8 protein-coding genes are annotated in these 12,296 nt (G+C 70.6%); 1 reads left to right on the top strand and 7 read right to left on the bottom strand.

What is annotated here, in order from left to right; all coding sequences use genetic code 11:
* Nucleotides 1-13 precede the first annotated feature (13 nt).
* The 6 genes from BLV39_RS34220 to BLV39_RS34245 all read right to left on the bottom strand — a co-directional run bounded on the left by BLV39_RS34220 (nucleotide 14) and on the right by BLV39_RS34245 (nucleotide 9,673).
* Entirely contained in the window at nucleotides 14-400 is a 387-nt protein-coding gene (locus BLV39_RS34220) for a hypothetical protein (protein ID WP_143050011.1), read from the bottom strand.
* Nucleotides 401-446: 46 nt separating this feature from the next.
* On the bottom strand, nucleotides 447-1,976 hold the full coding sequence (locus tag BLV39_RS34225; protein ID WP_090801428.1) for an FAD-dependent oxidoreductase: 1,530 nt from the start codon (nucleotides 1,974-1,976) through the stop codon (nucleotides 447-449).
* A 107-nt stretch (nucleotides 1,977-2,083) separates the two neighbouring features.
* Complete coding sequence (locus BLV39_RS34230) at nucleotides 2,084-2,770, bottom strand: GOLPH3/VPS74 family protein (protein WP_176985232.1); 687 nt, start codon at nucleotides 2,768-2,770, stop codon at nucleotides 2,084-2,086.
* A gap of 57 nt (nucleotides 2,771-2,827) precedes the next feature.
* The gene (locus tag BLV39_RS34235) at nucleotides 2,828-3,574 is read right to left on the bottom strand and encodes a MerR family transcriptional regulator (protein WP_090801430.1); all 747 of its coding nucleotides are present in this window, start codon (nucleotides 3,572-3,574) and stop codon (nucleotides 2,828-2,830) included.
* 85 nt (nucleotides 3,575-3,659) lie between these two features.
* Nucleotides 3,660-6,920, bottom strand: a complete 3,261-nt coding sequence (locus BLV39_RS34240) for a BTAD domain-containing putative transcriptional regulator (protein ID WP_176985233.1) — start codon at nucleotides 6,918-6,920, stop codon at nucleotides 3,660-3,662.
* Between the two features lie 239 nt (nucleotides 6,921-7,159).
* Nucleotides 7,160-9,673, bottom strand: a complete 2,514-nt coding sequence (locus BLV39_RS34245) for an ATP-binding protein (protein WP_143050012.1) — start codon at nucleotides 9,671-9,673, stop codon at nucleotides 7,160-7,162.
* A 161-nt stretch (nucleotides 9,674-9,834) separates the two neighbouring features.
* Here BLV39_RS34245 and BLV39_RS34250 point away from each other — a divergent pair, with 161 nt between their 5' ends.
* Nucleotides 9,835-10,422, top strand: a complete 588-nt coding sequence (locus tag BLV39_RS34250) for a hypothetical protein (protein WP_090801435.1) — start codon at nucleotides 9,835-9,837, stop codon at nucleotides 10,420-10,422.
* 62 nt (nucleotides 10,423-10,484) lie between these two features.
* On the opposite strand, the gene BLV39_RS34255 is transcribed toward BLV39_RS34250, so the two are convergent.
* The gene (locus BLV39_RS34255) at nucleotides 10,485-12,290 is read right to left on the bottom strand and encodes a family 43 glycosylhydrolase (protein ID WP_090801436.1); all 1,806 of its coding nucleotides are present in this window, start codon (nucleotides 12,288-12,290) and stop codon (nucleotides 10,485-10,487) included.
* Nucleotides 12,291-12,296 lie beyond the last annotated feature (6 nt).

Consider the following 12,296-nt stretch of genomic DNA (forward strand, 5'->3'; position numbering starts at 1 on the left):
GACCGCTGAGCCGTCAGCGGTCCCGGTGGAACTCGACCAGGTCGCAGTTGTCCGGGTCGCCGTCGAACCGATAAAGCCAGGGCTCGTCGCGGTCGCCGGAGATCCACATCTGGACCTCCCCGAGCCGCATGTCCTCGCTGGTCTTCGACGCGAGGTCGAGGCTCCAGGTGCCTTCGTTGGGTCCGCCCTTGAGCCCCGGCACGTCGTTGGCGCTGAACTGGCCGTCCTCGCGGAGTTCGATGCTCGCGCCGTCGTCGCCGGCGTAAGCACCTGCCAGGTCTGAGACTGTGATGTCTTCGGGCGGACTTGGCGCGCATCCGAACAACCGAGAGCATCCCGCGGTGGCCGGGACGAGCAGGATGCCCACAAGGGCAGCGGCGAGCGCCCGATCTCTATCCATCACAGCCCCCAGGTGCCCGGAACGGCAGACCGGGCTGCGACGGACTCTAGTGGTCGCGCGCTCCCCTCTTGGCGAGCAGCCCGTTCGGGGGGATCGACAACACGGGTGCTGGGCGTGCCGCATGCCTGTGCAGGATCGCGTTCGCGGCGAGCAGGGCCGACGAGGCGGCGCGTTCCATCAGCGCGCAGGGAAAGGGCATGCGAACCCAGTCGCCGGCGAGGTAGAGGCCGGCGAGGTCCGTCCGGACGGACGGGCGGGTGACGTCACTTCCGAGGTCGAAGGCGGGAGCGTCGTGCCCGACTCGGTAGTCGCTGTCGACGATCGCCAGGTCGCTCACCTCCGGCCAGATCGTCTTGAGCTCCGTGCGCATGCGATCGGCCAGGGCCGAGGCGTCGACGCCGGCGGGTGCCGCGTACGCGTGAAGCTCCAGGACGCTTCCGCCTGTGCGGGTCGCCCATCGACCTGATTCCTGCTCGGCCCGGTGGTAGAGCGTGATCGAGTCGAGCGTGGCCTCTCCGGAGATGCTCGTGAACGGGGCACGGTCGGCCGCCACGTCACCGTTGAACCAGATCCGGTCGACCGCGTACGGTGCGGCGGTGCGCAGCGCGGCGATGCGCGCGGCGAACGAAGGGCTCGTTCGCACGACGTCGGGTGATGCGGCGACGATGTCCCGCGCCGCGGCGGGATCGACTGCGAGCACGACGTGCTCGGCCGCGATCCGTGCGCCGCCCACGAGGCAGACCTTCCAGCCCGGCTCGAGGTGATCGACCGGCGAAGCGGTGCGCACGTCGGCGCCGAGGGCTGCCAGCCGAGCCGTCAGCGGTGACCAGATGGCTGCTTCGTAGTCGCTGTCGGGCGCGTCCATGTCCAGTCCTTCGGGGTTGCGAAGGAAGTAGAAGTGGAACTGCATGATCATCTCTGCTGCCGACATCTCGGCCTGATGGTTGAAGAAGGAATGGGCGAAGACGTCGAACAGCATCGCGCGCGCCCGTTCGGGCAGGCCGAGAGTGTCGAGGAAGGTTGCCGCCGACATCGTGTCGAAGCGGCGGTACGTCTCGTCGCGGGCGAACGCGAGCAGGGGGAGGGCGGCCTTGCTGTCCATCCGACGCAGCTCGCGCAACCGCAGGCTCGGCGACCGGACGAGGAGGGACAGCAGGTTGACGGGCGGCATACCGAACAGGCCGGTGAAATCCTCCTCGGGCCACTGCCGTGAAACGACGGGGTAGCGGCCCAGCGGGCGCAGGAAGGCCAGTTCCGGGTCAATGCGCCGCAGCACGTTCCGCCAGTTGTAGTACTGGCGAAAGAATCCGTGAAAGCCGTGCTCGACCACCTGCGTCGAGCCGTCGCGAAGGTTTTTCGGCCACGTGGTGAGGCGACCACCCAGTCGGTGACCGCGTTCGAGCAAGGTCACGGCCATGCCGCGTTCGGCCAGCGTCAGTGCCGCGGTGACGCCGGCTATTCCACCACCGATGACAACCGCCGTGGCGCGGCGGTCGACGGAATGTCCCAGACGGGTCGGGTTGGCGTCGAACCGGTGGGGAGCATTGCCGGTGATCCGGCGTAACAGCGTTGCCATGTGGCTGACTCCCGCGTCCGTGGGTGATTGTCCCGCCCCGTGCGATCGAGACTGCCACGTCGTTGCCCGCCCGGCAGCGATGGCGCGCGCCAGAGCCCCTCATCTCGTCAGGTTCGGGGCACCACGGTCGAGGCCACGATCACGCTGTTGACGATGACGGCGGTGACGGTCCGCGTGACCGCTTCGGAGGCGGCTCCGGCTCCCCAGTTGCCCTGCTCGAGCTCCTTGGCGCGGGTGATCACGGGTGAGGTCCAGGGGATCTCTCGGTGGAACTGGGGGAGCGTCCCACTTCCCGAGAGCAGTGCCGCGAGTGCGGCGGCGCGGGGTCGCGGCTCCGCGCCGTCGACGAGCACCTGCCTGATGTCCGCGACGATGCCCTCCCTGCGTCCGGTTTCGCCTTCCTTGAGGACGGTCGTGTCGAACAGGCCGAGCGTCCGGCGCTTCGCGCGGCGGAGATCGCCGCGTTCGACGAGCCGGTCGAGCAGCGGGCCACGCAACGTCGGCCCGATCGCCGCAAGCACCGTCTGGACGCCGCGGGGCTTCTTGACGAGGTAGTCCCACGCCGAGCGCAGGAGCTCGTCCGCTGGCGGGTGGTCCTCGACGGTCTCCACCAGGGTCCCGCCGACCCGGCCGGGGCGGGTCCGCACGTGATCGCCGAGCGCCAGGTCGGCGAGCACCGCTCCACCCAGGGGGTAGAAGAGCGTGTTCTCGCCGGCGATCGTCCCCGAGCGCGGCTGGAACAGCAGGAGCAGAAGGTCCTCGGCCAGGGTCGGGGCCTCGAGCTGCGCAGTCATCGGTGTTCCTCCTTGTCGAGGCCCAAGTTGACACCGTGTTCCTGGAACAGGGTCAAGTCATTCGCCCTGCTCCTCGCGGGCGATGCGCAGTTGCTCCTGTGCGAGGACGCTGGCTCGCGCCAGCACATCGCGCTGGGCGGGGTTGTAGAGCTCGATCACCGCTTCGACGAACGTGTGCTGCGTCACCTGCTCGCTCTGCGAGAGGCGCCCGGCCGGATCGTTCAGCCACGGGTACTCCATGAGGTTGCGTGCGATGCTCGGCGCCAGCTTCTCGGCGAGGTTCTGCCGGGTGGCTTCGTCCGCGTCGGCCGGCAGCGCGTCGACCTCCGCGCTGACGGGGTCGGTGTCGTCCTCGACCATGCGCCGGAGGTCGGCCATCGCCTCCTCGTCGTACAGCCGCGTGTAGATGTGGATGAGCGAGGTGTCGGCCTCGGACAGCCGTCCCGCGACGGACTCGAACCCCGCTGGCACGTCGGCGGGCGCCTTCTCCCGCAGGATGGCGGCGATGTCGGAGCGAGCCTTCTCCAGACGCGCGATGCGTCCTGCCAGCTCGGCGTCGACCCGGCGCAGTGCGTCCGGGGTGCCGTCCGCGCTCTTTCCGACCTCGCCGATCTGCGAGAGCGGCACGCCGAGCTCGGCGAGCCGGCGGATGCGCAGCAGGCATACGAGATCCGGCACCCCGTACTTCTTGTAGCCGTTGTACCTGCGGTCGGGCTCGTCGAGCAGGTGGAGCCGGTGGTAGTGACGAATGGTGTTCACCGTGGTGCCGGCGAGCTCCGCGAGCTCGCGTGTGCTCCAGGCCACGTCGTCGTCCCCTTCCCACGCGTGAACTATCCAGCGTAGTTCCGGGAGCGGTGGAGCCTCACCGACCTCATTGGCGCCATGCGAATCAGCAGGCGTCGCGACGGCCGTGCGGGCGGGCGGCGACGTGCGTTCGCAGGGTGTCGGCCTCGGGCATGCCCAGGTTGGCGTAGAGGGCGAGAGCGCGTCGGAAATGGAGGTTCGCGTCGGTCTCGGACCCGAGCGCGTCGTGGGCGTGCCCGAGGCCGGCGTGGGCGCGCGCCTGCTGGTCGCGGGCGCCGCTCATCGTGACCAGGGCGAGGGCCGCGGTGTGGTGGCGGAGCGCCTCCGCATGTGCTCCCGTGGCCCGCGACGCCTCACCGAGGCCGTTGCGGGCATCGCCCTCACCGTCCTGATCGCCGACTTCCCGGTACAGCGCCTGCGCCTGGTGCAGCAGGTCGGCGGCTTCGGCGTGCCGGCCGAACTGCGAATAGACGATTCCCAGGCTGGCCATCGCGCTTGCCTCACCGGTTCGGTCGCCGTTGCGCTGGTGCAACCGCAGGGACCGGAGATGGTATTCGGCGGCGCGGCTGTGCTGGCCGCGTTGGTGCTCGACGCTGCCGAGCCGGTCGAGCGCCTCGGCCTCACCGGATGCGTCTCCGATGGCACGACACAGGATGAGCACCCGCTGGAGGTGACCGGCGGCGGCGTCGAGGCGACCCAGCCGGTACTCGCTCCGGCCGAGGTTGGACAGGGCCCGCGCCTGACCGACCTGGTCGCCGACGTCCAGGTAACGGTTCAGGGCGCGCCGGTGGAGGTCGGCCGCGGTGCCGTACCGCCCGCGCCACTGCTCGACACTGCCGAGGTTGTTCAGTGCGCGCGCCTCGCCGCCGCGGTCGCCGACCTGCCGGAAATGCTCCCGGGCGGTACGGAGGTAGCGGGCCGCGACGTCGTACTGTCCATAGTGGTAATGAATGGAGCCGAGGCCGTGCAGAGCGTGTGCCTGAGCGGCGCGGTCGCCGTCGCGTCGTGCCGCGGCCAGCGCGTGGCGGTAGATGATCGACGCGTCGGCGTAGTGGCCGCCTTCGAGGTAGCGAAACAGCACCGTGGCGAGGCGGGTGGCATGGCTGCTCCATCCGTGGGTGGCCGCGTGTGCGGTCACCGCGACCAAGGTGGGCCGTTCGGCGTCGAGCCAAGCGAGCGCGGCGGCGGCATCGGGCAGGTCGGGCGTCGGCGTCGGTGACGCGGGCACGCGCGGCCGGCGATGGGCCTCGGCGGGATGCAGGGTGTCCATCGCCGCTGCCGCGGTGGCCAGGTAGAAGTCGAGGAGCCGCCCGCGCGCCGCCGCTCGCTCCTCGGCGCTGTCCAGCTCGCTGCTGAGTTGCGTGGCGTACGCGCGCAGGAGGTCGTGCATGCCGTGCCGGCCGCCCTCGTTCGCCTGGGTGAGGTGCGCACGCCCGAGCATGGCCAGGGCGTGACCCGCCTGGCGCGGCGTGGTGTCGGCCAACGCCGCCGCGGCGTACGCGTCGACGTTCGCTCCTGGATGGAGCCCGAGCAGCCGGAACGTGCGGGCGCTGTCGGCGGCCAGGTTTCGCATCGACCAGGAGAAGACCGTGGCGACGGCGGCCCGGGGATCACCGCCGGCGTCCAGGGACCGCAGCCGCTCCTGATGGTCGGCCAGCTCGGCGGCCAGGTCGGTGAGTGACGTGTCGGGCCGCGCGGCGGTCAGCTCGGCCGCGACCCGCAGCGCCAGCGGCAGGTGCGCGCACTGCTGGGCGATCCGCGCGACGGCGTCCGGCGAAGCCTCGGCGCGCGCACCGATGAGCTGGCGGAGCAGGAGGACGGACTCGTCCTCCCGCAGGAGGTGGAGGTCGACCCGCCGGGCACCCTGCGCGGCGACGAGGCCGGCCAGGTCGTCTCGGCTGGTGACCACGACGGCGCAGCCGGCGGTGCCGGGCAGCAGCGGTCGGACCTGCTCGGCGGTGCCGGCGTTGTCGAGCAGCATCAACATCCGCCGTCCGGCCAGTGTGGTGCGTAGCTGGGCGGCCCGCTCGTCGACCGACGCCCTGACGTTCTCGCCCGGCACGCCGAGAGCGCCGAGGAGCCGCGCCAGCGCATCACCGGGATCCAGGGGCGTTTCGGGGTCGTACCCCCGCAGGTTCAGGTAGAGCTGGCCGTCCGGGAACCGGTCGGCGACCAGGTGCGCCCAATGGACGGCCAGCGCGGTCTTGCCGGCCCCGGCGGTGCCGGCGATCACGGCGACCGGGCTCCCGGTGAGCAATTGGTCCAGGGCCGACAGTTGGCCGGTGCGACCGACGAACGGGAACGGCGGGGCCGGGAGCTGGGCGGGGGTCCATCGTTCGCGCCGGTCCGCCGCCGCGTCGGTCGTGGGCCGCCCGTCGCGCAGGATCCGCAGGTGGATGTCGGCGAGCGCGGCGCCCGGTTCGACCCCGAGCTCGTTCGCGAGCACGGCGCGCAGGTCCGCGAACACCTGCAGGGCGGCGGCCCGCTCGTCGGTGGCCGTGAGGGCGAGCATCAGCCGGCCGTGCAGCGCCTCCTGCAGCGGCTCCTCGCGACAGAGCGCCCGCAGGGCGGGAATCGCGCGCTCGCTCGCCCCGAGCGCGATGACGGCGTCGGCGAACGCGACGGTGGCGGCGATCCGGCGCTGTCCGGCGGCGATGGCGGCCGGATGGTGGCGCAGGCGATCCCCGGCGTCGACCAGTGCCGGGCCGCGCCAGAGGCGCAACGCGTCCGCGTACAGCTCGGCCGCCTGCTCCGGATGGCCGCCCGACCACGCGGCCCGCGCGCGCGTCACGAGGTCGTCGAACCAGGCCAGGTCGACCTCCTCGGTGCCCCACTGGGCCAGGTAGCCGCCGCCGGAGAACCGCACGGTGTGTCCGGCCGGGCCGAGCAGCGCACGTACCTCGCCGATATAGAGCTGCACCAGGTTGCGCGCGGTCCGGGGTGGCTGGTCGCCCCACAGCGCGTCGACGAAGTCGTCGACCGGGACAGTCCGGCCGTGCGCCAGGGCCAGGAGCGCGAGCACAGTGCGCTGCCGCGCCGAACGAATGTCCACCCGCGACCCGTTGACGACGACATCCGGCGGTCCCAGCACACCGACGCGCAGCCGACCGTCGATCGCGGTCAGGGAGGACAGCAGTGCTTCGCCCACCTTGGAAGGCAAGGCCAGCGCCTCGACCAGCCCGAGAACCGATCGCGACCGCGGCCGGCCGATCCGGCCTTGCTCGATGTCGCGTACCGAACGCACACTCAGGCCCGCCTGCCGGGCAAGCTCATCCTGGGTCAGCCCGGCCGCCACCCGATGCCGGCGGATCGTCGCCCCGACGTGTGCCGCATGCTCATCGCCCACGACCGTCTCCGTCTTGCCCGGTGTTGCCCGGCCTGTCGGCTCCACTTTATACATCCGTCGATGCGTTCGTCGGTGCAGACCGTACGGCACGGTAACCCCATCGCGACTTGATCGTTCCTGAGCGGTGTCGCCAACGTGCTGACCGGCGCCGTCGCGCGGCAACCGGCATAACGACCGGCAGAATCACCGGCAGGTTCGCCCGCCCACACGATCGCGCAGTTGGTCTTTCGTGCCGGCGGTCAGTCGCGGAGTGCCTCTGACATCGCGCCGTCCAGATCGAGTGTGGCGCCTTCGGTGCGGGCCTGTGCGTACGCCGCCGCGTCGACCGGTTGGTAGCCCGGCCAGGGCGGCACGTACCAGGCGAGCCAGGGGGTGCCGGACGCCTGGCGGAGGGAGGTGGCCGCGGCGGCGAGTCTGGTCGCTCGTTCGTGGTCGCCGCGGCGGGCGCTGGCGTCGGCGATCGCGGCGATGAACAGCGACGGGCTGTTGAGGTCGTTGCTGTCCCGCGCGATGACGAGCCCGTCCAGCAGGTAGTTCCGCGCGGCATCGACGTCCTCCCGCAGCACCGCGTTGACGGCCAGGCTGTAGAGCGCGACGATGCTGGCCAGTGGCGCGTCGGCGGCGCCGGCCACGTCGAGCGCGGTGACCAGCAGCCCCGCCGCCCGGTCATGGTCTCCCTCGCCGAGCGCGATCAATCCCAGCCGGCTGTGGTAGAGGCTGATCTGCCAGCGTTCGTCGAGGCGTTCGCTCACCTGCCGGCCCTCTTCGAGCAGGCCACGGGCGCGGGCGTAGTCGCGCTCGCGGATGGCCAGCATGGCCAACGGTCCGATGGCGCGCACGACGCCTTCGTCGTCGCTGGCCGCGCGTAGTAGTGGCAGCGCCTCTTCCACCTGGGATCGGCCGCGCCGGTAGTCGCCGGTGATCAGCGCGACGACCCCGTCGGCGAGCAGGGCCCGACTTCTGCGGGGGTCGGGGAGGCGGTCGCCGTGCGCGTGGATTCGGGCGGAGATCCGGCCGGCCTCTTCGATCGGGCCGTGCAGCAGCCAGTAGACCCAGATCGCCTCGTTCATCGCCAGCGCCGAGTCGTACTCGCCATTGTCGAAGTACCAGTACGTGGCCGTGACGACGTTGTCGTGGTCGATGGCGAGCCGCCGCAGCCATCGCGTGGCACGGCGGTTGAGCTCGGGTCCCGCCTCCAGCGCCACGTCGTGGAAGTAGTCGGCGTGGGCGCGGTGTGCTGCCGTGCCGTCCGCCTCTGAGTCCAGCCGGTCCATCCCGTACTCGCGGATGCTTTGGAGCATGCCGAAGCGGGAAGTGTCGGGCGCATAGTCGACGAGGCTGTTCTCGACAAGGTGGTCGAGCGCGTCGAGGGCGCCGGGTCCGCCGATGGCCCTCGCCGCGGGAAGATCGAAGCCACCCGTGAAGACCGACAGCCGTGTGAACAGCGACTTCTCCTCGGGGCCGAGCAGGTTGTAGCTCCAGGCGATGGTGTCGCGCAGGGTCCGTTGGCGGGCCGGCAGGTCGCGGGCTCCGCTGGTGAGCAGGCTCAGCCGGCTGTCGAGCAGATCGAGGATCCCGGCCGGCCGCATCAGACGCACCCGGGCGGCGGCCAGTTCGATCGCTAACGGCAGTCCGTCGAGGCGCCGGCAGATTTCGGCCACCGCGTCGACGTTGTCCTCGGTCAACGCGAAGCCCGGCTCGGCGGCCCGGGAACGCTCGACGAACAACTGGACCGACGCGTGCGCGGCGGCGGCAGCGGGATCGGTGTCCGATGTGGAGGGCGAAGACAGCGGTGCCACGGCATACACGCGCTCGCCGTCGATGCGCAGCGGTGCCCGGCTGGTCACCAGGGCGGTGACCCGCGGCGCCGCGCGGAGCAGCCGCGCGACCACCGGGGCGGCCTCGGCCACCTGCTCGAAGTTGTCGACCACCAGGAGGAGCCGTTTGGACCGCAGGAACGCCGCGACGTCCTCGACGGCCTCGCCCGCTCCTGAGGTACGCAACCCGAGTGACCGGGCCATCGCCTCGCCGACCAGGTCGGTGCGGCTGACGGCGGACAGGTCGATGTAGCGCACCCCGTCGGGGAAACGGTCCGCGAGCCGCACCGCGAGGTCGGTGGCGAGGCGGGTCTTCCCGACACCGCCCGGTCCGGTCAGGGTGACCAGTGGCACCCCCTCTTCGGCGAGCAGCCCGGTCAGTGCGGCGACCTCGGTTTCGCGCCCGATCAACGGCGTACGTGCCGACGGTGGCGCCTCGCCCTGCGGCGTCCGGCCACTTTGGTGGAAGCGCTCGGTCAGTAGGACGGCGATGTCCTGCTCGACCTGATCGCGTAGCTGCGCCGGATCGGTGAACTCCCGGTACGACACGTCGGCGCTGGACCGGATGCCGTCGATCATGGCGGCGAGCCGGGGCTCGCGCGTGGTCGCAGAGCGCTTGACATAGATGAGCCGGGGAAGCGACAGCTCGCGGGCCAGAAGATATTCGTCCTCGAGCCCCGACATCGTCGTGTCCGGCGCCACCCATCCATAACTCTCGCCGTACACGCCGACGAACAGGTGGCTCTGCGCGAGGTAGGCGCGATACACCTCGCGCGGTGGGTGCGCCTGGGCACTCTGCTCGAAGAACACCGGCGTGAGCCGCAACCGGGTGACGGCCTCGCGGACCGCCCACCGCTCGGCCGCGAGCTCGTGCAACGTCGAACTGACGAACACGCGCACGCGCTGGTCGGGCGTGCCGATCGGAGGCTCGGTCATGAGCACCACCTGGAACAAAAGCGACAAATCCTCTTATCGAGTGTACGTGCCGGACCGGCGTGTCTCCGCGTGCTCGATCGGGTGGCTTTAGCCGATGCCGGTATTTGTCGCCGCCGCGGCCCGCTCCTCATGGGTAACCCCACTACTGAGGAGAGAATCAGATGGGCATCAAGCGACAACTCGCGATCGGCGCCGGGGTCCTGGCGTCCCTGCTGCTGGCGCCGACCTCAGCCCACGCGGCTCCGGCCGGCAGGCACTGCGTGGTCAGCGCCTCTACCGGTGCGGCGATGGTCTGCTACTCGTCGTTCCGGACGGCGATCACGAACGCGACCGGCGGCCGGGTCACCGACGCGCCCGGCGACGCGAAGGCGGCGCTCAACGACGAGAAGCTCGCGACGAAGCTCAACGATCTCCCGTCCGCCCGGTCGAACGCGCCGATGGCCGCCGCCGCGAGCAACATCGTGATCAGCGTCGAGTACACCGGCGAGGGTTTCGGCGGCAGCTCCCTGACCATCACCGGCACCCACGCCTGCGACAACGCCCTCAGTCCGGTCGAGTTCACCATGGCCAGCATGCCGTCGGGCTGGAACGACGACATCGAGTCGTTCCGCGCCTTCGCCAACTGCGCCGCCATGCACTTCCTGCACATCGGCGCGAGCGGGCCCTTCAACGACAACGGGTTCTTCTTCTCCCGCACGTCGTTCCCTAGCTGGCTCGACGACGAGGTCAGCTCGATCGCCTGGACCTGACACCTCGCCACCTGAAGAAGCCGGCGTGTCCGAAGCGAACCCGCTTCGGACACGCCGGACAACTACTGGATGGTGACGTCGTCCACGAGCAGGCCGTCCGTGCCCGACGTCGTCTCGATGTAGAAGGTCGCCGAGGTCAGGGTCCCGGTCCACGCGACGGTGGCCGTGCCGGTCAGCAACGTCCATCCTGACGAGGAGACCGTCGTCGCGGGCGTCAGTGACACATAGCTCGTCGTGCCACCGACGTTGAGCGCCAACGTGGCCTTAGCCGCCGGCGTGCCGCTCTGGGCGCGTACCCATGCGGACGTCGTGTAGGTGCGACCGTTGGCAATCCCGGCCGTCACCGTCTGGCTCGGACCCTGCCACGACGCCGTGCGCCCCGCGATCGCGAGTGAGATCGCACCACCGTGCGCGACACTCGACGTCGACAGTGTGCCACCGCCGAACGGCGCCCACCCGGTCGTCCCGCTCTCCATCGTGCCGTTGGCCAGCACGCTGCTGCTGCCACCGCCGCCGCTGAACTGCCACCAGTTCAGGTTGAACAGCGAGCCTGACCCGCCGGTGAAGCGCAGGTAGAGGTCGTGTGTACCGGTCGCGCCGCTCACGCCGCAGGACACCGTCGTCCAGGTCTGCCAACCGCCGGTGCCCGGCACCGTGCAGCGGCCGGCCACGGTCCCGCTCGTACCGTCGAGCCGCACCTCGATCTGACCTCCGGCGGCGGCCGAGGCCACCCGGGCGCTGAAGGACGTGGCGCCGGCGCCGAAGGCGACTCCCTTGACCTTGATCCAGTCGCCGTTGTCGATCCAGCCGACGTTCATGCCGCCTTCGCCGGCCCGCTCGGTCTCGACGCCCGAGGTCCAGGCGATCGTCTCGGCCTCCTGCCGCGTGTACGGGCTGAGCGTGCCGACCTGCGGAGCGCCGGTCGTGGTCATGTTGATGGTCGGGATCGTGCCGTTGGCGTTGTAGCTGAACCGTTCGACCGCGACCGATCGCGTGTAGCCACCGCCGCCCGGCAACGCCCCGTTGTGGTAGAAGAAGTACGAGCCGCCGTTGAAGTCGACGAGCCCCGGGTGGTTCGTGAAGCTGCTGCCCTGGGTGGGCATGACCGTCCCGCGATAGGTCCACGGTCCGGTGGGTCCGGTGGCGGTCGAGTAGCCGATGAACTCGGAGCAGCAGCGGGCGGCGAAGACGTTGTAGTAGAGCCCGTTGCGCTTGAAGACCCACGGCCCTTCCTCGTAGAGCGTCGGGCGGCTGGCATTGCCGGTGCGGGTGCCGAAGCCGGCGGTGGTCAGTGCGATCTGGTTCACCCCGCCCGAGTACGAGGTCATGTCGGCGTTGAGCCGCACGTACGACAGCCGTGGGTTGCCCCAGTAGAGGTAGGCCTGCCCGTCGTCGTCGATGAACGCGACAGGATCGATCTCGTTGTTCTCCACCAGCGGGCGGCCGAGAGCGTCGCTGAACGGCCCGGTGGGGCTGTCCCCGACGGCGACGCCGATGGCCATCCCACCGGTCGCCCGGTTGCGGACCGGCACGTACCAGTAGAACCGGCCGTTGCGGGCGATCACGTGGCCGGCCCAGGCGTTGGCGTCGGCCCAGGCGAAGCTGGCGAGGTTGAGGGGGGAGCCGTGGTCGGTCCAGTTCACCATGTCGGCGGAGGAGTAGACCCGCCACTCCTTCATGGTGAAGTAGGTGGAGCCGTCCTCGTCGTGACCGGTGTACAGGTAGACGCGTCCGTTGTGGACGATCGGCGCGGGGTCGGCGGTGTAGATGGTCTGGATGATGGGGTTGTCCGCGTAGGCCGGCGCCGCGGTCAACACGCACAGCAGGCCCAGCGCCCCGGCCAACACGCGCCGGATAGCTCTCGTCATGATGTC

The sequence above is a fragment of the Asanoa ishikariensis genome, from assembly GCF_900107455.1.
Taxonomy (GTDB): Bacteria; Actinomycetota; Actinomycetes; order Mycobacteriales; family Micromonosporaceae; genus Asanoa; species Asanoa ishikariensis.

Coding starts and splice junctions, on each gene's coding strand:
- BLV39_RS34220 (WP_143050011.1), bottom strand. CDS start 400: ATGGATAGAGATCGGGCGCTCGCCGCTGCCCTTGTGGGCATCCTGCTC.
- BLV39_RS34225 (WP_090801428.1), bottom strand. CDS start 1,976: ATGGCAACGCTGTTACGCCGGATCACCGGCAATGCTCCCCACCGGTTC.
- BLV39_RS34230 (WP_176985232.1), bottom strand. CDS start 2,770: ATGACTGCGCAGCTCGAGGCCCCGACCCTGGCCGAGGACCTTCTGCTC.
- BLV39_RS34245 (WP_143050012.1), bottom strand. CDS start 9,673: ATGACCGAGCCTCCGATCGGCACGCCCGACCAGCGCGTGCGCGTGTTC.
- BLV39_RS34250 (WP_090801435.1), top strand. CDS start 9,835: ATGGGCATCAAGCGACAACTCGCGATCGGCGCCGGGGTCCTGGCGTCC.
- BLV39_RS34255 (WP_090801436.1), bottom strand. CDS start 12,290: ATGACGAGAGCTATCCGGCGCGTGTTGGCCGGGGCGCTGGGCCTGCTG.